Source organism: Streptomyces spinosisporus (assembly GCF_022698145.1).
In the GTDB taxonomy this organism is placed as follows: Bacteria; Actinomycetota; Actinomycetes; order Streptomycetales; family Streptomycetaceae; genus Streptomyces; species Streptomyces spinosisporus.
In genome coordinates this window covers 1-24,054 of sequence record NZ_JALDAX010000004.1, presented here as the reverse complement: position 1 = coordinate 24,054, position 24,054 = coordinate 1, and the positions used below count along the sequence as shown (strand labels likewise).

The 24,054-nt window shown below is 71.4% G+C and carries 21 protein-coding genes and 1 pseudogene; 13 read left to right on the top strand and 9 right to left on the bottom strand.

The features are described from left to right. Nucleotides 1-6: 6 nt before the first annotated feature. The 3 genes from MQN93_RS11550 to MQN93_RS11540 form a co-directional block, all read right to left on the bottom strand. The gene (locus MQN93_RS11550) at nt 7-654 is read right to left on the bottom strand and encodes a hypothetical protein (RefSeq protein ID WP_242709417.1); all 648 of its coding nucleotides are present in this window, start codon (nt 652-654) and stop codon (nt 7-9) included. After that, entirely contained in the window at nt 642-1,181 is a 540-nt protein-coding gene (locus MQN93_RS11545; protein ID WP_016437462.1) for a SigE family RNA polymerase sigma factor, read from the bottom strand. Before MQN93_RS11545 ends, MQN93_RS11550 begins: the two co-directional genes overlap by 13 nt. Nucleotides 1,182-1,421: 240 nt before the next feature. Continuing rightward, a complete protein-coding gene (locus tag MQN93_RS11540; RefSeq protein WP_016437463.1) occupies nt 1,422-2,357 on the bottom strand; it encodes an HhH-GPD family protein in 936 nt (311 codons plus the stop codon). Nucleotides 2,358-2,524: 167 nt separating this feature from the next. Here MQN93_RS11540 and MQN93_RS11535 point away from each other — a divergent pair, with 167 nt between their 5' ends. Continuing rightward, the gene (locus tag MQN93_RS11535) at nt 2,525-3,379 is read left to right on the top strand and encodes a hypothetical protein (RefSeq protein WP_242709416.1); all 855 of its coding nucleotides are present in this window, start codon (nt 2,525-2,527) and stop codon (nt 3,377-3,379) included. Nucleotides 3,380-3,472: 93 nt separating this feature from the next. Here the strand turns inward: MQN93_RS11535 and disA are convergent, their stop codons facing one another. Both disA and radA read right to left on the bottom strand, forming a co-directional pair. Further along, entirely contained in the window at nt 3,473-4,597 is a 1,125-nt protein-coding gene (disA, locus tag MQN93_RS11530) for a DNA integrity scanning diadenylate cyclase DisA (protein ID WP_037783437.1), read from the bottom strand. Nucleotides 4,598-4,678: 81 nt separating this feature from the next. After that, a complete protein-coding gene (gene radA, locus MQN93_RS11525) occupies nt 4,679-6,088 on the bottom strand; it encodes a DNA repair protein RadA (RefSeq protein ID WP_016437466.1) in 1,410 nt (469 codons plus the stop codon). Nucleotides 6,089-6,304: 216 nt separating this feature from the next. Here radA and MQN93_RS11520 point away from each other — a divergent pair, with 216 nt between their 5' ends. Further along, the gene (locus tag MQN93_RS11520; protein WP_242709415.1) at nt 6,305-7,999 is read left to right on the top strand and encodes a BACON domain-containing protein; all 1,695 of its coding nucleotides are present in this window, start codon (nt 6,305-6,307) and stop codon (nt 7,997-7,999) included. 294 nt (nt 8,000-8,293) lie between these two features. Here MQN93_RS11520 and MQN93_RS11515 read toward each other — a convergent pair whose 3' ends face one another. After that, a complete protein-coding gene (locus MQN93_RS11515; protein WP_372504337.1) occupies nt 8,294-9,154 on the bottom strand; it encodes a DUF3109 family protein in 861 nt (286 codons plus the stop codon). Between the two features lie 71 nt (nt 9,155-9,225). Between MQN93_RS11515 and MQN93_RS11510 the strand changes: the two genes are divergently transcribed. The 4 genes from MQN93_RS11510 (at nt 9,226) to ilvD (ending at nt 13,712) form a co-directional block, all read left to right on the top strand. Next, a complete protein-coding gene (locus tag MQN93_RS11510; protein ID WP_016437469.1) occupies nt 9,226-10,158 on the top strand; it encodes a Ppx/GppA family phosphatase in 933 nt (310 codons plus the stop codon). 142 nt (nt 10,159-10,300) lie between these two features. Continuing rightward, nucleotides 10,301-11,125 (top strand): sugar phosphate isomerase/epimerase family protein, encoded by an 825-nt coding sequence (locus tag MQN93_RS11505; protein WP_037783441.1) that lies wholly within the window; start codon nt 10,301-10,303, stop codon nt 11,123-11,125. Further along, nucleotides 11,122-11,727, top strand: coding sequence for a TetR/AcrR family transcriptional regulator (locus tag MQN93_RS11500; RefSeq protein WP_242709414.1), 606 nt, complete (start codon nt 11,122-11,124; stop codon nt 11,725-11,727). The genes MQN93_RS11505 and MQN93_RS11500 overlap by 4 nt, the downstream gene beginning before the upstream one ends. Nucleotides 11,728-11,858: 131 nt before the next feature. Then, entirely contained in the window at nt 11,859-13,712 is a 1,854-nt protein-coding gene (gene ilvD, locus MQN93_RS11495) for a dihydroxy-acid dehydratase (protein WP_242709413.1), read from the top strand. Between the two features lie 89 nt (nt 13,713-13,801). On the opposite strand, the gene MQN93_RS11490 is transcribed toward ilvD, so the two are convergent. Next, a complete protein-coding gene (locus MQN93_RS11490) occupies nt 13,802-15,913 on the bottom strand; it encodes a serine/threonine-protein kinase (RefSeq protein ID WP_242709412.1) in 2,112 nt (703 codons plus the stop codon). 182 nt (nt 15,914-16,095) lie between these two features. Here MQN93_RS11490 and MQN93_RS11485 point away from each other — a divergent pair, with 182 nt between their 5' ends. From MQN93_RS11485 to proC, 6 genes are all read left to right on the top strand, one after another. Continuing rightward, nucleotides 16,096-16,422 carry an SH3 domain-containing protein gene (locus MQN93_RS11485; protein ID WP_016437474.1) on the top strand — a complete coding sequence of 109 codons (327 nt, stop codon included), beginning with the start codon at nt 16,096-16,098 and terminating at the stop codon, nt 16,420-16,422. Nucleotides 16,423-16,507: 85 nt separating this feature from the next. Next, the gene (locus MQN93_RS11480; RefSeq protein WP_016437475.1) at nt 16,508-17,011 is read left to right on the top strand and encodes a hypothetical protein; all 504 of its coding nucleotides are present in this window, start codon (nt 16,508-16,510) and stop codon (nt 17,009-17,011) included. 106 nt (nt 17,012-17,117) lie between these two features. Next, nucleotides 17,118-17,888, top strand: coding sequence for a class I SAM-dependent methyltransferase (locus MQN93_RS11475; protein ID WP_016437476.1), 771 nt, complete (start codon nt 17,118-17,120; stop codon nt 17,886-17,888). 432 nt (nt 17,889-18,320) lie between these two features. Continuing rightward, entirely contained in the window at nt 18,321-19,127 is an 807-nt protein-coding gene (locus tag MQN93_RS11470) for an ABC transporter ATP-binding protein (protein ID WP_242709411.1), read from the top strand. After that, nucleotides 19,124-19,918: an ABC transporter permease gene (locus MQN93_RS11465; RefSeq protein WP_242709410.1), complete on the top strand. Its 795-nt coding sequence runs from the start codon at nt 19,124-19,126 to the stop codon at nt 19,916-19,918. Before MQN93_RS11470 ends, MQN93_RS11465 begins: the two co-directional genes overlap by 4 nt. 105 nt (nt 19,919-20,023) lie before the next feature. Next, a complete protein-coding gene (gene proC / locus MQN93_RS11460; RefSeq protein ID WP_242709409.1) occupies nt 20,024-20,836 on the top strand; it encodes a pyrroline-5-carboxylate reductase in 813 nt (270 codons plus the stop codon). Nucleotides 20,837-20,852: 16 nt separating this feature from the next. On the opposite strand, the gene MQN93_RS11455 is transcribed toward proC, so the two are convergent. Next, entirely contained in the window at nt 20,853-21,440 is a 588-nt protein-coding gene (locus MQN93_RS11455) for a cysteine hydrolase family protein (RefSeq protein ID WP_242709408.1), read from the bottom strand. Between the two features lie 75 nt (nt 21,441-21,515). On the opposite strand from MQN93_RS11455, the gene MQN93_RS11450 reads away from it, so the two are divergent. Beyond that, on the top strand, nt 21,516-22,637 hold the full coding sequence (locus MQN93_RS11450) for a GlxA family transcriptional regulator (RefSeq protein ID WP_242709407.1): 1,122 nt from the start codon (nt 21,516-21,518) through the stop codon (nt 22,635-22,637). Here the strand turns inward: MQN93_RS11450 and trpS are convergent. Further along, a pseudogene (gene trpS, locus MQN93_RS11445) lies at nt 22,586-23,602 on the bottom strand (tryptophan--tRNA ligase); the annotation flags it as partial. The gene MQN93_RS11450 and the pseudogene trpS overlap by 52 nt on opposite strands. Nucleotides 23,603-24,054: the final 452 nt, after the last annotated feature.

Genomic DNA, 24,054 nt, shown 5'->3' with positions numbered 1-24,054 from the left:
GGCGGTTCACGGCGCGGGCGACGGCGACGCCCCGCCCCCGACGGCGCTGCTGTAGTCGTTGCGGGTGTTGTACCGCTTGAGGAAGCGGCCCGCCGTCCAGCTGTACGTCGTCACGATCTCGCCGGACGGACTCGACACCGGGTCACCCTTCTCGTACACCTGCTTGGTCACCACCAGGTCGCCGCGGTCGATCTCCGCGTAGACCGGGGGTTCCTCGGCCTGGAACACATTCTCGTACCGGCCGCCGTCCTCGCGATACACATACGAGCCGAGGCCGACCGCGTCACCGCAGGTCAGCACATTCACCACGATGTCGTCGGACGATCCTCCGGTCAGCTCGCCGTAGGACACGTCGACCGGGTACTCGTCGGCGACGCACGGCTTGAGATCGCGCTTGACCTCGGCCGAGACCTTCGGGTCGTCCTTGACCAGCTTGACCGCGTCCACTCGTGCGGGCGCCTTCGAAGGGCTGGGAGTCGGTGAGACCGCCGCGCCCGCCACCGAGTCGGAGGCCGCGTGCGCCGGGCCCTCGTCTCGGGCGCCGGTGCCGCCGGTGGCGCAGGCGGAGACGAAAAGGGCAAGGGCGGCGAGCACGGCCACCGCCGTGAACGCCGCCTGCAAGGTCCCTCGGCCCGAGTCCGTCAGACCGCGCAACGCTCCTGCTCCCCACGCTCCAGCGCACGTGCGTCCAGATCGCGGCTCTCCAGCTCCTCACGGAGCCGGGCGAGCGCCCGGTGCAGCGTGCTCTTGACCGTTCCCGCCGACATTCCGAGGGCGGCGGCGGTCTCCTCCGTCGACATCTGCTCCCAGTGTCGCAGGACGACGACGCTCCGCTGCTTGGGTGCCAGAACCTTCATGATGTCCATCAGCAGGGCGCGGTCCGCGTGCTGCTCGGTGGAGTCCTCGACCGAGGCGTCCGGCAGCTGCTCGGTCGGGACCTCCTCCAGCTTCCGCGCCCGCCACCACTCCGTGCGGGTGTTGATCATCACCCGGCGCAGATAGGCGTCGGCGAGGCGCTTGTCCGCGATGCCGTCCCAGCGGTGGTACGTCCGCACCAGCGCCGTCTGCAGCAGGTCCTGGGCGTCCACCGGGTCCGGGACCAGCCGGCGGGCGCTGCGCAGCAGCGCGTCCTGCCGGGTGCGGACGTACTCCTCGAACTCGAGCACCTCGCCCTGCGCCATGTCGAACCGCCTCCCGATCCCCGTTCCCGACCGGCCCCTCGCCGTCGGTCCCTTCCTTGTGCCAATGAAGCTACGGAGGCGTTGTCACGGCGTTGTCCGAAGCAGCCCGCGGCTGGCACTCGGCTGTCCGTCGGTTGTGTAACGAACGTAGGAACGGGGTAAACACGCGCACCGAAGTGCGGTGTTTCAGGGGGATTTGGCGGAGCGGCGGGCTGTGATGCGCCGTGAGGTCACGGCGCCCTACGTCGACGGAAGGCGATACAGACCACCGGGCAGTGGCTCCACGAGACCGTCCGAGACGAGCCCGTCGAGCGCTCGCGCCCGCTGCACCGGCTCGTGCCACACCCGGTCGAGGACCGCCTGCGGCACGGGCCCGTGGGCCTCGCGCAGCACGGCGAGCAGCTTGCCCCGCACCTGGCGGTCGGTGCCCGCGTACGTCTGACCCCGCCGCGGCGGACCCTCGTGCGCGGGCTTGCCCGCGAGCCGCCAGGCGCACTGCGCGGCGATCGGGCAGCGGTGGCAGGACTCGTTCTTGGCGGTGCACACGAGCGCGCCGAGCTCCATCGAGGCGGCGGCCCAGCGGGAGGCCGTGCTCTCGTCCTCGGGCAACAGGGCGCGGGCCAGCTTGCGTTCGGCGGCGGTGGTGGCGTTCGGCGGGTACTGGACGCCGGTGACGGCACGCGCGAAGACCCGGCGGACATTGGTGTCGAGCACCGCGTGCCGCTGGCCGTAGGCGAAGGAGGCGACCGCCGCGGCCGTGTACTCACCGATGCCGGGCAGCGCGAGGAGCTGGGAGTGGTCGGTCGGTACGTCGCCGCCGTGCCGCTCCGTTATGGCCACGGCGGCGCCGTGCAGTCTCAGGGCGCGGCGCGGGTAGCCGAGCCGGCCCCAGGCGCGGACGGCCTCGCCGGGGGCCTCCTTGGCCAGGTCGGCGGGGCGCGGCCAGCGGGCCAGCCACTGCTCGTAGACGGGCAGTACGCGGCTGACGGGGGTCTGCTGGAGCATGAACTCACTGACCATCACCCCCCAGGCGCCGGCCTGCGGGAGCCGCCACGGCAGTTCCCGGGCGTGCTCGTCGAACCAGTCGATGACGGGGGTGTGGAGGTCCTCGCCGGGAGGGGGCCCCGCGGGGCCGTCGGCGGGGCTGCTGTGCGGAGGCTTCGTTGGCGCAGTCATGGCGTCTTCGATCCTGCCACGGCGGCGGGCGGTTGGGCCGTCGTGCCACCCGCGGTGCGTCGCACGGGCCTCGACGGTGTGCGGACCGGGATGATGATCCGGAAAAGTTGAGGTACTGGCGGCGGGTGTGGCAAGCGAACGCGCCGATCTCTCGTACAGTTTGCGCCGTGGGATCTCTGCGTAATCCTGTCGGGCCGCTTCCCTCCTCCATCTACTGGCGTCGGAGGGCCGTACTCGTGTCTGTGGCCGCCTTGTTGGCGCTGCTGATCACCTGGATCGTCACCTCGGGCGGTGGCGGCGGCAAGAAGGACGACAAGTCGAACGGCAGGAGTCCCGCGCCCACGATCAGTGCGGGGCCGTCCAGTTCGGGTCCCGCGATCAGTCAAGCGCCGGGCGGACGCGACGAGTCGAGTGGCTCAGGCTCCAGCGGGTCTGATTCCGGGGGCGGTTCGGGGTCCTCCGGCGGCTCGGGGGCCGGCTCCGCGGGCGGCGCCGGGGGCGGGAGCGGTTCCGGTGCCGGAACGGGAGGTTCCGAAGGCGCGGGCGGCGGCGGTGCGGCCGGCACCGGTTCCAGTGTCGGGGTCGGCAACGGCGACACGGTCGCGGACGGTTCCACGCTGCCCAACTGCTCCGCGAGCGCCGTGCGGTTGAGCGTGCGCAGCCTGCACAACACCTACTCGCCCGGCCAGACGCCCACCCTGCTGCTGACCGCGGCGAACACCTCGCCCTACGACTGCAAGATCGATCTCGGCCCGAAGAGCGCGGTGTTGACGATCACGCAGGCCGGCAGCGACGACGACTACTGGTCCTCCGCCGACTGCCCCAAGGGCTCGGGCCACCTGGTCTTCCGGGCGCCCGCCGACACCAGCATCACCTACACGGTGAAGTGGAACCGCAAGCCCAGCGCCCCCGAGTGCGCCACGCCTCCGGCGGGCTCCGCCAAGGCCGGCACCTATCTGGTGGAGGCGACGGCACCCGGGTTCACGAAGGCGCAGACGTCGTTCCTGCTGAAGGCGGACTGAGGGGCGTACGGGGGTGAGTGGGGGCTGAAGGGAGTGGGCGCCGAGTGAGGGGTGGGCGTCGAGCGCCCCCCAGCTCTCAGACGTACCGCTCTCTCAGACGTACCGCTCCAGGATCGACGACTCCGCCAGCCTCGACAGGCCCTCGCGCACGCTGCGCGCCCGGGCCTCGCCGACCCCGTCGACGGTCTGCAGGTCGTCGACACTGGCGGCGAGCAGCTTCTGCAGGCCGCCGAAGTGCTCCACGAGACGGTCGATGATGGCGCCCGGCAGCCGCGGCACCTTGGCCAGCAGCCGGAAGCCGCGCGGCGAGACCGCGGAGTCCAGCGTCTCCGGGGCTCCCGTGTAACCCAACGCCCTTGCCACCGTGGGCAGTTCCAGGAGCTCGGCGTGGGTGAGGGCGTCCAGTTCGTTGAGCGCCTCGTCGACCGTGCGGGAGCGCTTGGCGGTGGGCTCGGGGACGTAGTCCCGGACCACCAGTTCGCGCTCGGGCTCCACGCCCGCGATCAACTCGTCGAGCTGCAGGGCCAGCAGACGGCCGTCCGTGCCCAGTTCGACCACGTATTCAGCGATTTCGGTGGCGATACGGCGAACCATCTCAAGGCGCTGGGCCACCGCCGAGACGTCCCGGACCGTCACCAGGTCCTCGATCTCCAGCGCCGACAGCGTGCCCGCGACCTCGTCCAGGCGGAGCTTGTAGCGCTCCAGGGTCGCGAGGGCCTGGTTGGCGCGGGAGAGGATCGCCGCGGAGTCCTCCAGGACGCGGCGCTGGCCGTCGACGTAGAGCGCGATCAGGCGCATGGACTGCGACACCGAGACGACCGGGAAGCCGACCTGCTTGCTGACCCGGTCCGCCGTGCGGTGGCGGGTGCCGGTCTCCTCGGTGGGGATCGTCGCGTCGGGCAGGAACTGCACGCCCGCCCGCAGGATCTTCGACAGGTCGGAGTTCAGCACGATGCCGCCGTCGAGCTTGCACAGCTCGCGCAGGCGGGTGGCCGTGAACTCGACGTCCAGCACGAAGCCGCCGGTGCACATGGACTCGACGGTCTTGTCGAAGCCGAGCACGACGAGACCGCCGGTGTTGCCGCGGAGTACCCGCTCGAGCCCGTCGCGCAATGCCGTGCCGGGAGCCACGGCGCTCAGTGAGGCGCGCATCAGGCCATCGGCACCGGAACTCCCACCGGATTTTCCGGGAGCTGCTGCCCGGTCGTTGGCTGCCACTGCACTCCTCCGGTCGCAGGTTCTGGGGCGCCCCCGTGTCGCACATTCTGTTCGTACGGACGGGCGAGACCTGGGCAAAGTCTACCGGCGGTCCTCCTCCTCCCGCGGGGCCTCTCGGCGACGGGAGCGTGGAAGGACTCTCAGAGCGTCTCCTATGTCGGCGACTTCCAGGACCTTCATGCCGGGAGGGATCTTGCCGGGATCGCCCGGAACGAGCGCGTGCGTGAAGCCCAGGCGGTGCGCCTCGGCGAGCCGGCGCTGCACGCCCGTGACCCTTCTGACCTCGCCCGCAAGGCCGACCTCGCCGATCGCGACCAGGTTCTTGGGCAGCGGGGTGTCGCTCGCGGCCGACGCCAGCGCGAGGGCCACGGCGAGGTCGGCGGCGGGCTCCGACAACTTCACGCCACCGACCGTCGCGGAGTAGATGTCCCGCTTGCCGAGCGCACTGATCCGGCCGCGCTGCTCCAGGACGGCGAGCATCATCGAGACGCGGGAGGTCTCCAGGCCCGAGGTCGTACGGCGCGGGGAGGGGATCTGCGAGTCGACGGTGAGCGCCTGGACCTCGGCGACCAGGGGGCGGCGGCCCTCCAGCGTGACCGTCAGACAGGTGCCGGGGACCGGTTCGTCACGTCTGGTCAGGAAAAGTCCACTTGGGTCGGCGAGGCCCGTGATGCCCTCGTCGTGCAGTTCGAAGCAGCCGACCTCGTCCGTGGTGCCGTAGCGGTTCTTGACGCCGCGCACCAGGCGCAGGCGCGCGTGCCGGTCGCCCTCGAAGTTGAGGACGACGTCCACGAGGTGCTCCAGCAGGCGCGGTCCGGCGATGGCGCCGTCCTTGGTGACATGGCCCACCAGGAGGGTGGACATGCCGCGCTCCTTGGAGGCGCGGATGAGCGCGCCGGCGACCTCGCGCACCTGGGCCATGCCGCCGGGGGCGCCGTCGATCTCCGGGGAGGCGACGGTCTGCACGGAGTCCAGGATGAGCAGCGCGGGCTTCACCGCGTCCAAGTGGCCGAGGACGGCGGCCAGATCGGTCTCGGCGGCGAGATACAGATGGTCGTCGATGGCGCCGATGCGGTCGGCGCGCAGCCGCACCTGGCTCGCCGACTCCTCGCCCGTGACATACAGCGTGCGGTGCTCGTCGCTCGCCGACTTGGCCGCCACGTCCAGCAGGAGCGTCGACTTGCCGACGCCGGGCTCGCCCGCGAGCAGCACGACCGCGCCGGGGACGAGGCCGCCGCCGAGCACCCGGTCCAGCTCCGGGACCCCGGTGCTGCGGGCGGTGGCCTGGCGGCCGTCGACCTGGCCGATGGGCACGGCGGAGGTGGTGACGCGCCCCGGCGCCGTCGTCCGCACCGCAGGCGCGCCGTACTCGTCGATCGTCCCCCAGGCCTGGCACTCGGGGCAGCGACCGAGCCACTTGGCCGTCTGCCAGCCGCATTCCTTGCAGCGGTAGGACGGGCGCTCCTTGGCGGTCTTCGTACGGGCAGCCATGCCGAGAACCGTAACCGAGGCCACTGACAACGCCGCAGGGCGCGGAAGTTCATCGGGGGCGCCGACTTCTCTCGCGCCGTGAATGAGCCACCACCCATCCGAACCGGCCACGGAACGAACCGTTCCTGTCCCCGATTGAGGGATCGTTTCACCCGTATGGATTAAAAGTGCTCAAGGGGGGAGAACGTGCCATCCCCAGCCGCCTACGGTCCACGGGTGATGAGCAGCAGTTCGGAGACCTCGCCCCGTATCACCGGCGCACACCGGGCGCGCCGGGAGGCACGCGACCGCGCCGCGGCGCGCACGCTGGCGCAGCGGCCGACCGCGCGCCACGAGCCGTATCTCGACGGGCTGTTCACCTACTGCCTGTCCGTGCTGTGCGACCACGACGCGGCGACCGCGGCCCTCGGCGACGCCCTCGCGCTCGCCGAGCGGCGCCGGGGTCCGGAGGCGGCGGGGGACCGCAGGGCCTGGCTGTACGCGCTGGCCCGCTGGTCCTGTCTGCGCAAGCTGGCCGAGGCCAAGCAGAAACGTCAGGGCACGCACGCGGCGGGCCGCACCGGTGCCGAGCGGCAGCACCCCGACGGCCCGCCCGTCGCCGACGAGGTCCTGGAGCAGCGCCGCCGCGAACTGGCCCTGCTCGCCTGGCCGGAGGCCGCCGGCACCACCCCGGAGCAGCGAGAGGCGCTCGAACTCGCCGTGCGCCACCACCTCGCCGCCCACGAGGTCGCCGCCGTGCTGGGCCTGGACCTGGCCACCGCGCGCGAACTGCTGGCCTCCGCGGCCTGCGAGGTCGAGCGCACGCGCGCGGCGCTCGCCGTCGTCGAGGCGGGCGGCTGCCCGGGTGTGGCGCGGCTCACCGGGGACAACCAGCTGGTGCTCAGCTCGGCCCTGCGCAAGGAGCTCGTCCGGCACGTCGACGACTGCCCCCGGTGCCGCCGCAGCGCGGAGCGCGCGATCCCCGGCCGCTGGCCCGGCGCGATGGTCACCCCGGCCGAACTGCCAGTCCTGGAGGCGCCCCGCGCGGTTCTGCACCGGGCGGTCGCGCACCATCCACGCGCGCGTGGCGCCGCCGTCCCGCGGTTCGACCGGCGCGGCTTCCCGATGGACCCCAAAGACCGCGCCGCCCGCAGGGACCGGCTACGCGCGCGTGCCGTGACCACCACGGTCGTCGCCACCGTCGTGGCGGCCCCGGTGCTCGCGTTGTGGGCGGCCTACCGCGGCGAGCCGGCCGGCGGGGGCACGGACGGCCATCCCGCCACGGCCAGCGAGGCACACGGACCCGGCAGCCTCGACGGAGAGGCTGCGGGCGGGGGCTACGAGAACGCCGGCAACGCCAGCAGCAAGCCGGGCGGCCGCTTCGGCAAGGGCAATGCGCCGGACGTCTCCGTGGAGGTCGTCAGCGTCGCCGGGACCGGACGCAAGGGCGGGCATCTCGACGTCTCGGCAGGCAACAGCGGCGACACCACGCTCGTCACGCTCACCGCGACCGGACCCGCGCCGGTGCACTGGTCCGCCTCGACCGGAGCGTCCTGGCTCTACCTGAGCCAGTCGTCGGGAACGCTCGAACCCGGCCACTCGTTGACGATCAAGGTGTACGTCGACCATCTGCGCGAGCCCTCCGGCCCCTGGAGAGCACGGGTGGCCGTCGCACCGGCCGGCGCCGTCGTCTCCATCGAGGGCTACGGCAGCGCGCCCGCCCCGGGCTCCTCGGCCCCGAGCAGCCCGTCCGGCCCGCCATCCTCCGCGGACCCCACACCCAGCAGCCCAACCCCGTCGAACCCCCCGTCGAGCACCCCACCCACGTCCACACCCCCGGACCCCACCCCCACCGACCCCACCCCAAGCGCCCCGACGAGCTCGACGCCCCCACCTTCCGGCAGCGGCGACCCGAGCCCTACGACGTCGTGAACGCGCGCCCCGGGCGAAGGTGGCGGTCCGGGCGGGCGCCGGGCCCGGGGCGGGCGGGGATCGTGAGCGCGGGCCGCCCTGGTCGTCCGCGTGCGGCGTCGGATGCGGGGCGGGCAGCCGACGAGTTCGATGCCGCCGCCCTGCTGCAGCGGCGACCCGAGCCCTACGAAATCGTGACCGAACGCCTCGGGCGGATACGTCACTTCGGGCGGGCGCCGAGCCTGGGGTGGGCGGGGGGCGTAGGTGCGGGCCGCCCTGGTCGGCCTTGTGCGCCGCGCGGGCGTCCGGGGCGTCCTAGTCGACCGGATCTGCCGGATGCGGTGCCAGCAGGGGCAGCTGGGCGGCCAGGCGTTCCTCGCAGAGTTCCACCAGGCGGTCGTAGCCGGCCTTGCCCATCAGTTCCGTCAGCTCCGCGCGGTAGGAGACGTAGACCGGGTCGCCCGCGCCGTGGGCCGAGGTCGCCGAGGTGCACCACCAGTGCAGGTCGTGGCCGCCCGGACCCCAGCCCCTGCGGTCGTACTCACCGATCGAGACCTGCAGGACGCGCGTGTCGTCGGGCCGGTCGATCCAGTCGTAGGTCCGCCGCACCGGCAGCTGCCAGCACACGTCGGGCTTGGTCTCCAGCGGCTCCCGCCCCTCCTTCAGGGCCAGGATGTGCAGCGAGCAGCCCGCACCGCCCGCGAACCCGGGGCGGTTCTGGAAGATGCAGGAGCCCTGGAAAGGGCGCGTCTGACGGTCGCCGTCCTCGTCCTCGGAGACCCAGCCGTGCTCCATGCCCTCGGCGTGGTTCTGCCAGATCTCCGGGGTGAGCCTCGCCACATGCCCGGCGACGCGCTTCTCGTCGTCCTCGTCGGAGAAGTGGGCGCCGAGAGTGCAGCACCCGTCGTCCGCGCGGCCCGCCTGGATGCCCTGGCAGCCGCTGCCGAAGATGCAGTTCCAGCGGGAGGTCAGCCATGTCAGATCGCACCGGAAGACCTGCTCGTCGTCCGCCGGATCAGGGAATTCCACCCACGCGCGCGCGAAGTCGAGGCCCTTCTCGTCGGCTTCCAGGTCCTTCTTCGACTGCTTCGCAGTCCTCGCCGGCTTCACCTTCGCGGAACCCTTGGCAGAACCCTTGGCGGACTTGTCCTTCTTCGCCGTTTTCGTCTTTGGCACGGAACCAGCCTACGGCTCCCACAGCACCATCCCCTACGGAGGACCGCCCAGCTGGCAGTAGCGTTCCGTACATGAGACTCGGTGTCCTCGACGTGGGATCCAACACGGTGCATCTGCTGGTGGTGGATGCGCACCCGGGCGCGCGCCCGCTGCCCGCGCACTCGCACAAGGCGGAACTGCGCCTGGCTCAAATCCTCGACGACAGCGGTGCGATCGACCCCGACGGCATCGGCAAGCTGATCGACGTCGTCAAGGAGTGCATGCAGGCCGCCGAGGACAAGGGCGTCGAGGACCTGATCTGCTTCGCGACCTCCGCCGTGCGCGAGGCCAGCAACGCCGACGACGTCCTCACGCGCGTGCGGGAGGACACCGGCGCCGGGCTGCAGGTGCTCACGGGCGAGGAGGAGGCCCGGCTGACCTTCCTCGCCGCCCGCCGCTGGTTCGGCTGGTCCGCGGGCAAGCTGCTGGTGCTGGACATCGGCGGCGGCTCCCTGGAGATCGCGTACGGCATCGACGAGGAGCCCGACGCCGCGGTCTCCCTGCCGCTCGGCGCGGGCCGGCTGACCGCCGCCTGGCTGCCCGGCGACCCGCCCGACCCGGATGCGATACGCGCCCTGCGCCGCCACGCGCGTGCCGAGATCGCCCGCACGGTCGGCGAGTTCGCCCGCTTCGGCACCCCCGACCACGTGGTCGCCACCTCCAAGACCTTTAGGCAGCTGGCCCGTATCGCGGGCGCCGCACGCTCCACGGAGGGCCTCTACGTCCAGCGGGAGCTGAAGCGGGAGTCCCTTGAGGCCTGGGTCCCGAGGCTGGCCGGGATGACGGCGGCCCAGCGCGCCGAACTCCCGGGAGTGTCCGAGGGCCGCGCGGGCCAGCTCCTCGCCGGGGCGCTGGTGGCCGAGGGCGCCATGGACCTGTTCGGCGTGGACAAACTCGAGATCTGTCCCTGGGCGTTGCGCGAGGGCGTCATCCTGCGCCGCCTGGATCACATGGGGTCGGTGTAGTGCCGAAGGGGCGTGCGGAACCGCGCGAGCAGCCGTACGCCACCCCCACCAGGCGCCCGCACGCCGCGCTCGCCTATGGCGAACCCCACAACGGCGCATAGGCGTCCCGCGGCAGCCGACCCCAACCCGTAACCTTTCCAGCATGGCGGAGCCAGTCGTGCGCATCCCGGATGCGAAGGTCGCGCTGTCCACGGCCTCGGTGTACCCGGAGTCCACGGCGACGGCCTTCGAGATCGCCGCGCGCCTCGGATACGACGGAGTCGAGGTCATGGTGTGGACCGACCCCGTCAGCCAGGACATCGAGGCGCTGCGCAGACTCAGCGACTACCACCGCATCCCCGTCCTGGCCGTCCACGCCCCCTGCCTGCTCATCACGCAGCGCGTGTGGTCCACGGACCCCTGGGTCAAGCTGCAGCGCGCCCGGGCGGCCGCGGAGAAGCTCGGGGCGGACACGGTCGTCGTGCACCCGCCGTTCCGCTGGCAGCGGCAGTACGCACGCGACTTCGTCACCGGGATCTGGCGCATGGCCGACGAGACGGATGTGCGGTTCGCCGTCGAGAACATGTACCCGTGGCGCTACCGCGACCGCGAGATGCTCGCGTACGCCCCCGACTGGGACGTGACGAAGGAGGACTACCGTCACTTCACGATCGACCTCAGTCACAGCGCGACCTCCCGGGTCGACGCGATGCACATGGTCGACCGCATGGGCGACCGCCTCGGCCATGTCCACCTCGCCGACGGCAGGGGCTCCGCCAAGGACGAGCATCTGGTCCCCGGGCGCGGCACCCAGCCCTGCGCCGAGCTGCTGGAGCGGCTCGCGCTGAGCGGCTTCGACGGCCATGTCGTCATCGAGGTCAACACCCGGCGCGCGATGTCCGGCGCCGAACGCGAGGCCGATCTGGCGGAGGCGCTGGCCTTCACCCGGCTCCACCTCGCCTCCCCGGTGAAGGTGCCCCGGCCGTGACCGACACCGCCTCCCGGCGCCGTGGCCGCCGTACCCGTACCGAGTCCGCCGACACCCGCGACCGCATCCTGAGCGTCGCCCGCGAGGAGTTCTCCCAGCGCGGGTACGAGAAGACGTCCGTGCGCGGCATCGCCAAGGCGGCCGGCGTGGACCCGGCCCTGGTGCACCACTACTTCGGCACCAAGGAGCAGGTCTTCGAGACGGCCATCGAGGTCGCCTTCGCGCCCGCGCTGAACGCACCGGAGGCGTTCGCCGAGGGCCCGCCCGACGAGGTCGGCGAGCGGCTGACCCGCTTCATCTTCGGCATCTGGGAGAACCCCACCTCCCGGACGCCCCTGCTGGCGATCGTGCGCTCCGCCGTCAACAACGAGGCCGCGGCCGCCGTCTTCCGCCGCCTCGTCGCCTCCCAGCTGCTGCGCCGGATCGCCTCCCGGCTGGATCTGCCGGACGCGGAGCTGCGCGCCGAGCTGGCGGCGGCACAGCTCGTGGGGTGCGCCATGCTGCGGTACGTGATCAAGGTGGAGCCGCTGGTCTCGGCGGACATCGAGCAGATCATCGAGCGGGTGGCGCCGGTGGTGCAGGGACATCTGACCGGTCCCTGAGCCGCCTCGTACACCACGCCGTCCGAGATCAGGCGAGACGCACGTCCCGTATTGCGGACACCGCGTCCCGACCCCTGGATGACGGGCGTAACCTCGGTGACAGCCCTATCTGTCTGAAGGAGCGAGCGACGATGCCCGAGCTGAGGTCCCGCACAGTCACCCACGGCCGCAACATGGCGGGCGCCCGCGCCCTTATGCGCGCCTCCGGTGTACCCGGTGCGGACATCGGCCGAAAGCCGATCATCGCGGTCGCCAACTCCTTCACGGAGTTCGTGCCGGGCCACACCCATCTGCAGCCGGTCGGCCGGATCGTCAGCGAGGCGATCGTCGAGGCGGGCGGCATCCCGCGCGAGTTCAACACCATCGCGGTCGACGACGGCATCGCGATGGGCCACGGCGGCATGCTCTACTCCCTGCCCTCCCGCGACCTGATCGCGGACAGCGTGGAGTACATGGTCGAGGCGCACTGCGCCGACGCCCTGGTCTGCATCTCCAACTGCGACAAGATCACGCCGGGCATGCTGAACGCGGCCCTGCGCCTGAACATCCCGACGGTGTTCGTCTCCGGCGGCCCGATGGAGGCCGGGCGCGCCACGCTCGTCGACGGCACGGTCCGCACGCTCGACCTGGTCGACGCGATGTCCGACGCCGTCAACGACAAGATCTCCGACGCGGACATGCTCCGTATCGAGGAGAACGCCTGCCCGACCTGCGGCAGCTGCTCCGGCATGTTCACCGCCAACTCGATGAACTGCCTGACCGAGGCCATCGGCCTCTCCCTGCCGGGCAACGGCTCGGTCCTGGCGACCCACACGGCCCGCAAACAGCTCTACGTGGACGCGGCCCGCACGGTCATGGACATCACCCGGCGCCACTACGAGCAGGACGACGAGACGGTCCTGCCCCGCAGCATCGCCTCCTTCTCCGCCTTCGAGAACGCGATGGCCCTCGACATCGCGATGGGCGGCTCCACCAACACGATCCTGCACCTGCTGGCGGCGGCGCAGGAGGCGGGCGTCCCGTTCGGCCTGGAGGAGATCGACGCGGTCTCGCGCCGTGTGCCCTGCCTGGCGAAGGTCGCCCCGAACGTCGCCAAGAACCGCACGTACTACATGGAGGACGTGCACCGCGCCGGCGGCATCCCGGCCCTCCTCGGCGAGCTGCACCGCGCGGGCCTGCTGAACGAGGACGTGCACGCGGTCCACAGCCCCTCCCTCGCGGACTGGCTGAAGACCTGGGACGTCCGCGGCGGCTCCCCGTCCCAGGAGGCGCTGGAGCTGTGGCACGCGGCCCCGGGCTGTGTCCGCTCGGCCGAGGCGTTCTCCCAGTCCGAGCGCTGGGAGGCGCTGGACGAGGACGCGGCCGAGGGCTGCATCCGCTCCGTCGACCACGCGTACTCCAAGGACGGCGGCCTCGCCGTCCTCAAGGGCAACCTCGCCGTCGACGGCTGCGTGGTGAAGACGGCCGGCGTCGACGAGTCGATCTGGACCTTCGAGGGCCCGGCGGTCGTCTGCGAGTCGCAGGAGGAGGCCGTCCAGAAGATCCTCACCCAGCAGGTCAAGGAGGGCGACGTCGTCGTCATCCGCTACGAGGGCCCCAAGGGCAGCCCCGGCATGCAGGAGATGCTCTACCCGACCTCGTATCTGAAGGGCCGCGGCCTGGGCAAGGCCTGCGCCCTGGTCACCGACGGCCGCTTCTCCGGCGGCACGTCCGGCCTGTCCATCGGTCACGCCTCCCCGGAGGCGGCCGCCGGAGGCACCATCGCCCTCGTCGAGGACGGCGACCGCATCCGTATCGACATCCCGAACCGGCAGATCGAGCTGCTGGTCGACGACACCGAACTGGCCCGCCGCGAGGCCGCGTTGGGCGGTGCCTACGCCCCCAAGAACCGCGAACGCAAGGTCTCCGCGGCCCTGCGCGCCTACGCCGCGATGGCCACCAGCGCCGACAAGGGCGCGGTGCGGGACGTGTCGAAGCTGGGCTGAACCGGACGCAGTCGGTGAACGATCGCGTCAGGGCCGTTCCTTCGGGGGCGGCCCTTTCGCCTGCCTCAGCCCGAAAGCTCTTCAGCCCGTCACCAGGCGCCGGGGTCGCGGGCGTCGACGGAGAAGACGGTGCCGTCGGTGGCGGTGGCGTAGACGCGACCACCGGCGACCACCGGGCCGGGCAGCGACGAGGCCACCTGGGACTCCGCGCCCGATCGCGCCGGGGTCTGTCCGACGAGGCGCCCCTTGGCGGCGTCGACGGCGAGCAGCCGCCCGTCGCCCGCGGAGAGGTACACGTGACGGCCGTCGGCGACGGGTGCCGAACTGCGGCTCACGGACGTCTCGAGATGCCACAGACGCTTGCGTGCGTCCACGCCGATGGCGTCCAGCGAACCGTCCGAGCCCAGGACGTACACGACGTTGCCCCGCACGGTCGCCTGGGCGTTCGGCCGCGCGACGGGCAGCGCCACCCGGCGCGTGCTCTTGGACACGGGGTCGTGGCGGACGACGGCGTCGGTGTCGCCGTAGGCCTTGTCGACGGAGAGGAAGAAGACCGAGCCGTCGTGGACGCCGACCGGGGTCAGGTTCCCCTGCAGCCGTGCCGCCCAACGCACTGATCCCGACGTCGGGTCCACGGCGGTGACCTGCGTGCTCGAACCGTCGAGGGACTCGGTCGTGTACGCCAGCGGATCCCCGGCGAAGGAGACGAAGTACGGCTTGGCCACGCCCGGTATTCGACGGCTCCACCTGGTTTCGCCCGACGCCGCGTCCACGGCGGTGACCGTCCCGTCGGTGTGCGTGAGCAGCAGCATGCCCCCGGCGGCCCGTATGCCGCTGTACGCCGACGTCGTGCGCTGCCAACGGGCCGTGCCGGAGGCGGGTTCGAGCGCCTGGAGCCGCGGGCCCTGCTGGATCTGCGGCTGGACGAGGCCGCCCGCGAGGACCGGCGGCACGGTGGTGAACCCCTTGGTGACCGCATGGCGCCACAGCACGGCGCCGTCGGACGGGTCCAGCGCGAAGACCACCCCTGGCCTGGCACAGATCAACTGCCGTGTCCCGTACGAGCATTGCGGTGCACCCACGTCCTTGGGCACCGGCTTCACCGACCACGCGCGGAACCCCGCTGCAGACGCCGTGGAAGAGTGGCCGTCCTCCGGCGCAGGGCCGCCGCCACCGAGCAGCTGGACCGAGGCGAGCGCCGCTCCGGCCACGAGGAGGAGCGCCACGGCCGCCGTCAGAACCGCCTTCCTGCCGGGGCGTCTTCGCGGCCTCCGCTGCGGCTCCCCGGGCCCGGCGGGCTTCGGCACGCCGTCCGTGCGCTGCACCGGTATGCCGGTGCGCTGCGCCGGTATGAAGGCCTGCGTGTCGTACGAGGCCGCCACCGACCGGAGTTCACGCATGAGCTCGTCGGGCGTGGGCCGGTCCTCGGGCTCCTTGGCGAGGCAACGCAGCACCAGCGGCGCGAGGTTGTCCGGTACGCCGGTCAGATCCGGCTCGTCATGCACGACCTGGTAGGCGACGACATACGGGCTGTCGGAGTCGAACGGCCCCCGCCCCGTCGCCGCGTGCACCAGCACGGACCCGAGCGCGAAGATGTCCGCGGCGGGCCCGACCTCCCGCGGCCGGCGGAACTGCTCCGGCGCCATGAACGGCGGGGTGCCGATCAACTTGCCGGTCTCGGTGCGCAGTTCGCTGTCCTTTGGCCGAGAGATGCCGAAGTCGATGACCTTCGGACCGTCGTCCGCGAGCAGCACGTTGCTCGGCTTGAGGTCCCGGTGCACCACGCCGACCCGATGGATGTCGCGCAGCGCCTCGGCCAGCCCGGCCATCAGCCGACGCAACTGCGCGGCAGGCATGGGGCCGTTCCGCTTCACCTCGTCGGAGAGCGTGGGGCCGGGGATGAACAGCGTGGCCATCCAGGGCCGTTCGGCCTCCGGGTCGGCGTCGACGACGGGTGCGGTGAAGGCGCCGCTCACCCGTCGCGCGGCAGCCACCTCCTGCCGGAAACGGCCCCTGAACTCCGGGTCCTTGGCGAACTCGGCGTGTACGACCTTGACCGCGAGCTTCATCCCCGAGGTGCTGCGCGCGAGATGGACCACACCCATGCCGCCCGAGCCGAGGCATGACTCCAGCCGGTAGTGACCGGCGTACTCAGGAAGTTCCGCTTCCGCGCCCGCTCCGGTGTTTCCCTGTGGCGCCATGGGACCACCCCCGTGCTGTTCGTCCGCGCGCGCGACGCTCGGAGCCTAGTCGATGTGCCGCACGGGACAGAGGCGGCTTGCTAGTCTCCGCGTGCGAGTTACGTACATGTGTTTCATGGCGTGTTTTAAGGGAATCAAAGGGGCCCCATGGCAGTCATGGGGATCAAGGGGGGAGGTTTTTCATGTCTGTTGACCGCGTAGAGGAAACCGAGGGTGCCGAGGGGGCGGAAGCGGCGGAGACCCTGGCGGCAGCGTCGGCCCGCTACTACTCGGTGGCCCCGGGAGTCCGGCTGAACGTCCGCAACGGCCCCGGCACCGGCTACAGCGTCGTACGGGTCCTGCCGGAGGGCTCCAGGGTGCCGATCTACTGCCAGACCCCGGGCACGAGGGTCACGGGTCCCTACGGCACCTCGAACATCTGGGACAACATCGCGAACGGGCAGTTCGTCGCCGACGCCTACGTGTTCACCGGCAGTGACGGCTATGTCGCCGAACGCTGCACGTCCTGATCCTGCTCACGAAGGGGATGCCCGCCGCGACCGGGCGTCCCCTCCCTGCGGGAGCCCGCCCCCGCCCCGGAGCCATAATCGTCCCGTGAGCGACGAAAACGGCACCCCGGCATCCCCCGCGGGCTCCCCGGGCCCCCGCCCGGAACCCCTGCGCTTCTTCGGCACCACCTGGGTGAACCACGACGACGGCTACGCCCTGCGCAGGGTCGGCGCGGCCGTCGGCTCGCTCGTCGCCGCCGTCGTCTCCTGTCTGGTCCTGCGCTTCGCCTACCAGGGCCTCCAGATCGCCGACATCGGCTCCTTCGTCACCGTCCTGGTCGTGGCCATGTTCGCGATCTGCAGTGCGCTGGCCTTCCGCACCACGTGGGAGTCCTTCACCCGCCGCCCCGACCCCGACCGCCAGGCCTCCCTGCGCGGCCTGCTGGCCATCGGCTTCGTCGGCTCCCTCCTCGCCTACTTCTTCCGCTCCCTGACCGAGGCCCCCGGAGAGAAGTCCCACCGGGAGGAGTACGAGGCGGCCCGCGCGCGGTACGAGAAGCGCGGCACCCGCCGCTCGGGCAATCCGGCCAAGAAGCGCCGCGGACGCTGACCGGCAGAGGCACCGGCTCGCCGCAGGCGTGAGCGTGGGTGTGGGCGTGGGCCAGTCTCACCAAAAATTTGCTGCCCCTTGCACGTAACCGAGTCACCATGGCCGTATGACGGCCTCCTCCCGCACCACGCGCGCTCATTCCTTCAACGCTGCCGCAGCCCAGTACGCCGCGAACCGCCCCTCCTATCCGCCGGCCCTCTTCGACACCATCGAGGAACTCGCCGGGCGCCCCCTCGCGGGCGCGGTCGTCGCGGACGTAGGCGCGGGCACCGGCATCGCGACCTCGCTGCTGGCCGCCCGGGGCGCGGACGTCGTCGCCGTGGAGCCCGGCGAGGGCATGGCGGCGGAGTTCCGTCGCGCCCATCCCGGCATCCCGATCGTCCGGGGCAACGGCAACGCCCTCCCCCTCGCCACCGACGCCGCCGACTTCCTCACCTACGCCCAGGCCTGGCACTGGACCGACACCGCCCGCGCGGTCCCCGAGGCCCTGCGCGTGCTCCGCCCCGGAGGCGCGCTCGCGCTGTGGTGGAACACCAGCGCCCTGGACGTGCCCTGGATCGACGCGCAGACCGTCCGGATCGGACGCCACTTCGGCACCGACAAGGTCGTCGACCGCAACGGCAGCGGCGTCCGCACCGCCCTCGCCGACCCCAGCGGCCGCCTCCGGTTCACCCACCGCCGGGTCCGCTGGAGCCGCCACGTCCCCGTCGACACCCACCTCGCCAACATCGGCAGCCACTCGATCTTCCTGGTGCACGGCGAGGAGCGCGCAACAGCCTTCCTCACAGAGGAGCGCGAACACCTCCTCTCAGTCTTCCCGGACGGAATCGTCGAGGAGACCTACGTCGTCGAACTCCTGGTGGCCACCAACTCCTGACCTCGCCGGACAACCCGTCCCCGAGGTCCGACCGCGCACGAACGCCGCCACGGAGGACCGGCTGCACCGCGGCCGGCGGGGCCCACATGCCGCTCCAGCACCCCGGGCAGTGCGCGTGACGCCTTAGCCCGCACCCCCGCCTGCACCTTCACCATGTGCGCACGACCACGTCGGTCATGGGCAGCGCCCCTCGTTCCCCGCGCCCCGCGTTCCCCGCGCCCCGCGCCAGCAGCCCCGGTCGTAGTTCGCGCGCGGGCCCGCGCGCGGTCCGCGGTGCAGCCGGCCACCACCGCCGCACTGAACCCCCAGGCCGAACACGCCAATCACCGCCGACATCACCGCCGCCACCGCACGCCCGCGCACCCGCCCGCACCCGCACCTCCACGCCCGTGTCGCTTGACGACGCCCGTGCCGCCGAGCATTATTCATCGCATGATGAATAATGCTTCGGGCCCACCGACCGATCCCCCCGCGCCCCGCACCCCCGCCGTCCGAGCCGAAGGCCTCACCGTCGTCCGCGGTCCCCGCACCGTCCTGCGAAGCCTCGAATTCACCGTCCCCCGCGGCCAGATCACCGGCCTGCTCGGGCCCTCCGGCTGCGGCAAGTCCACCCTCATGCGCTCGATCGTCGGCACCCAGGCCAAGGTCACCGGAACCCTGGAAGTCCTGGGCCGCCCCGCAGGCCACCCCACCCTGCGCACCCGCATCGGCTACGTCACCCAGGCCCCCTCCGTCTACGACGACCTCACCGTCCGCCAGAACCTCGACTACTTCACGGCGATCCTCACCCCCGGCCGCTCCACCTCCGACCGCCGCCAGGAAGTCGACCGGGTCCTCGCCGACGTGGACCTCACCAGCCACGCCGACGCCCTCGCCGGCAACCTCTCCGGCGGTCAGCGCAGCCGCGTCTCCCTCGCCGTAGCGCTCCTCGGCACCCCCGAACTCCTGGTCCTCGACGAGCCGACGGTCGGCCTCGACCCCGTCCTGCGCCGCGACCTGTGGACCCTCTTCCACTCCATCGCCGCCGACCGCGGCGCCACGCTCCTCATCTCGTCCCACGTCATGGACGAGGCCGAACGCTGCCACCGCCTGCTGCTGATGCGCGAGGGCGAGATCCTCGCCGACGACACCCCCGACGCCCTGCGCACCCGCACCGGCTCCGAGACGGTCGAGGCGGCCTTCCTGCACCTCGTCGACGAGGCGACGGCCGCTGCCCGCGAGAAGGAGACCACCCGATGACCACGACAACCCCCACGGCCGGTACGGCGACCACGCCCACCCCCGTCCGCGCCCTGAACGCCTCCCGCACCACCGCCACGGCGGCCCGCGTCCTGCGCCAGCTCCGCCACGACCCGCGCACCATCGCGATGATGATCCTCATCCCGTGCGTGATGCTGTTCCTGCTGCGCTATGTCTTCGACGGCAGCCCGCGCACCTTCGACAACATCGGCGCCTCGCTGCTCGGCATCTTCCCGCTCATCACGATGTTCCTGGTCACCTCCATCGCCACCCTGCGCGAACGCACCTCCGGCACCCTCGAACGCCTCCTCGCCATGCCCCTGGGCAAGGGCGACCTGATCGCCGGCTACGCCCTCGCCTTCGGCATCATCGCGATCATCCAGTCCGCCCTAGCCACCGGTCTCGCGGTCTGGTTCCTGGGTCTGGACGTCACCGGCAGCCCCTGGCTGCTCCTGCTGGTCGCCCTGCTGGACGCCCTCCTCGGCACCGCCCTCGGCCTGTTCGTCTCCGCCTTCGCGGCCTCCGAATTCCAGGCGGTGCAGTTCATGCCGGCCGTGATCTTCCCCCAACTCCTCCTCTGCGGCCTGTTCACCCCCCGCTCCAACATGCACCCCGCCCTCGAAGCCATCTCCGACGTCCTGCCCATGTCCTACGCCGTCGACGGCATGAACGAAGTCCTCAAACACACCGACATGACCGCCGACTTCGTACGCGACGCCCTGATCGTGGCGGGCTGCGCCCTCCTGGTACTGGGCCTCGGCGCGGCAACCCTGCGACGCAGGACAGCCTGAACCGCTCCCACCCCAGGTGACCGCCCATCGGACAACCAAGCCGTCCATCCACCCCCGGTGCGAGGATGAACCCGGACGACAAAACCCCCGGAGGGCACCCCAGCCATGACTCAGAAAGTCGCAGTCCTCGGCACCGGAAAGATCGGCGAAGCCCTGCTCAGCGGAATGATCCGCGCGGGCTGGGCCCCGGCCGACCTCCTGGTCACCGCCCGCCGCCAGGAACGGGCCGAAGAACTCCGCAGCCGCTACGGAGTCACCCCCGTCACCAACCCGGAAGCCGCCAAGACCGCCGACACCCTGATCCTCACGGTCAAGCCCCAGGACATGGGCACCCTCCTCGACGAGCTCGCCCCGCACGTCCCCGCCGACCGCCTGATCATCAGCGGCGCCGCCGGCATCCCCACCTCCTTCTTCGAGGAGCGCCTGGCCACAGGCACCCCCGTCGTCCGTGTCATGACGAACACCCCGGCACTCGTCGACGAGGCCATGTCCGTCATCTCCGCCGGCACCCACGCCACCGCCGCCCATCTCACCCACGCCGAAGAGATCTTCGGCGCCGTCGGCAAGACACTCCGCGTCCCCGAGTCCCAGCAGGACGCCTGCACCGCCCTCTCCGGCTCGGGCCCGGCGTACTTCTTCTACCTGGTCGAAGCCATGACCGACGCCGGCATCCTGCTCGGCCTGCCCCGCGACAAGGCCCACGACCTGATCGTCCAGTCCGCGATCGGCGCCGCGACCATGCTCCGCGACAGCGGCGAACACCCGGTCAAACTCCGCGAGAACGTCACGTCCCCCGCGGGCACGACCATCAACGCCATCCGCGAACTGGAGAACCACGGCGTACGGGCCGCCCTCATCGCCGCCCTCGAAGCCGCCCGCGACCGCAGCCGCCAGCTCGCCACCGGCAAGAAGGACTGACGCCCACCGGGGGCGGTCACCGAGCCGCGTCCACCACCTCTTTGGTGGTCACCACACGCGCGAAACCGCCCCCGTGCAGCGACACCGCCGACGCCTGCGCGATCTCGTCCGCACTCCGCCGCCAGCCGAACGGCCCCTCCAGATCGAACGTGTACGTCGCGTCGTACGCGACCACCACGTCGTACCCGAGATTCCCGCCCATCCGCGCCGTCGTCTCCACGCACATATTGGTCTGGATCCCGGCCACCACGAACTGCGCGCTCCCCTCCGCCTTCAGCCAGGCGTCCAGATCCGGCGTGCCGTAGAACGCCGAGTTCACGGTCTTCGTGATCAGCAGCTCAGCCCCACCGTCCCCCTTTCCGCGCCGCTGCTCCACGTACTCCTTGAAGTCGTTCCCCTCGTACCCGAGCCGCAGGGGCGACCCGGGCTTCGGCGAGTCATGCCGTACGAACACGACCGGCCGCCCCGTCGACTGCCACACGTCGATCAGCGAAGCGATGTTGTCATCGGCCTCCGGGTTGTTCCGCGTCCCCCAGAAGTCGGCCTCGTCGAAGCCCTTCTGCACATCCACGACCACCAGCGCTGCGTTCTCTGCAATCTCCATACCGTCGATCCTCCCGACAGGAGTCCGTCCGCCCCAGAGGGCGAAAAGACAGCGATCGATGGTTTACTGCCAGCCATGGACACAACGGGAGCAGAGAGGACGGAGAGAGCCGAGAGGACGGCGAGAGCGGCGAAGAACGCGTACCGCGTCGCCCTCGTCGCCTTCCCAGGCGTCCGCGCCTTCGACGTCTCCGTCATCACCGAGGTCTGGGGCACCGACCGCACCGACCGCGGAGCCCCCGCCTTCGACCTGGGCCGCGTCGCCGCCGACACCACACCCGTCGCCATGCGCGGCGGCCTCACCCTCCTTCCCGATCGCACCCTCGGCTGGCTCTCCCGAGCCGACCTGATCGTGATCCCCGGCCTCGACGACCACCTCACACCCGCACCCGCCCCTGTCCTGGACGCCCTTCGCCGCGCCCACACCCGCGGCACCACCATCGCGGCCCTCTGCGGCGGCGCCTTCACCCTCGCCCAGGCCGGTCTCCTCGACGGCCGCCGCGCCATCACCCACTGGAACCTCATCGACCTCTTCCGCGCACACCACCCCCATGTCACCGTCGTCCCCGACGCCCTCTTCATCGAGGACGACAACATCTGGACCGCAGCCGGCACCGCGGCCGGAATCGATCTCTGCCTCCATCTCGTGCGCCGGGCCCAGGGCGCAGAAGCGGCCGCCACCATCGCCCGCTCGATGGTCACCGCGCCCTTCCGCACCGGAACCCAGGCACAGTTCATCGAGCACCCCACCCCACATGAGGACCGCGACGCAGACGCCCTCGCCGACGTACGTGAATACGCCCTGCGCCACCTCCATGAACCGCTCGCGGTCGCCGATCTGGCCGCCCATGCGGGCATGTCCGCACGCAGCTTCGCCCGCCACTTCACCGCCGAGACCGGCACGACGCCGCTGCGCTGGCTCCTCGATCAACGCGTCGCAGCAGCCCAGAGGCTCCTCGAACGCACCGACCTGCCCATGCCCGAGGTCGCCCGCCGCGCCGGCTTCGGCAGCGAGGTCACGATGCGCCAGCACTTCGCATCGCGCCTCGCCACCAGCCCACGCGCCTACCGAGCGGCGTTCAGCGCGACGCCCGTATCGACGGCACCCGTATCAACGACACCCGTGTCGACGACGTCCGTATCGACCGCCTCGCTCCCCGAGACCGAGACCGCCGGCAGCAACCCGATCGCGCGATAAGCGGCATCCACGGTCGGCCGGGCCATCGCCCGTGCCTTGTCCGCACCATCCCGCAGCACCCCCTCCACATAGCCGGGATCGGCGCACAGCGCACTGTGCCTCTCCTGTACGGGCCTGAGGAGCTCGACCACGGCCTCTGCGGTGTCCTTCTTCAAGGAGCCGTACGACTCATATACACCGGCCAGGGCCTCCGGGTTCCCACCTGTGCAGGACGCGAGGATCTCCAGCAGATTCGCGAGCCCGGGCCGCTCCTCCCGGTCGTAGACAACCTCGCGTCCGCTGTCGGTCACCGCGCGCATGACCTTTTTCCGCACGACGTCCGGCTCGTCCAGCAGATAGACGACCCCGAGCCCGGAGTCGTCGGACTTGCCCATCTTCCGCGTCGGCTCCTGAAGATTCATGACCCGTGCGGCGACCTGCGGAAGCGTCGCCCGCGGAACCGTGAACGTGTGCCCGTACCGCTGGTTGAACCGCACCGCGAGGTCCCGCGCCAGCTCCACGTGCTGCGCCTGGTCCTCCCCGACCGGCACGTCGTCCGTCCCGTACGCCAGGATGTCCGCCGCCATCAGCACCGGATACGTCAGCAGGGACACCCGCACGCTTCTGCCGCGGGCGGCCTCCTTCGCGGCCTTCTCCTTGTACTGGATCATCCGCCGCATCTCGCCGTCGGTCGCCACGCACTCCAGCAGATACGACAGCCGCGCATGCTCGTCCACATGACTCTGCACGAAGAGCGTGCACAACTCGGGATCCAGCCCCGACGCGAGCAGCAGCGTCGCCGCCTGCCGGCTCAGCCTGCGCACCCGCGCCGGATCGTGCTCCACGGTCAGCGCATGCAGGTCCACGACACAGAACAACGAGTCAGCCTGATGCTGGTCGGCCTCGACCCACCGCCGCATGGCCCCCAGGTAGTTCCCCAGCGTCAGATGCCCGGTCGGTTGGATCCCACTGAAGACCCGTGTCATCTCTACTCCCTCTCCGATTCGGGCCGCCGTCCCGGGCGGCCGCCCCTCGGAGATCCGGAGGAGATACGAGAACGGCCGCCGAGGCGGCGGCCGTTGAGTGCATACGTGAGTCCGGCCGCCGTCAGGCGGCCCACCACAGCTGGGTACACGTACGCGTAGTCATGAGCCCAGGTTACGCCTCCAGGGTGTGGCCCGCAGGCGAGTTGACACGCCCAGGCCCGGTACGTAGTGTTCTCCGAGTTGTCCGACGTGAGCTCCGACTCCGGTCGGTCCCCGGACAGCCATTCCGCAAGTACCAACCACTGTTCGACTGTCGTCGATCCGGCGGCTGTCGTTTTATTGGCATGCGTATTTACGAAATGAGGAATCCGCGTTCGAAAGGACGCAGGCCCCCGATTAGCGCGGGGGTCGGGAATCCGCTAAAGTCTCACTCGTCGGAACGGCCCAACGGC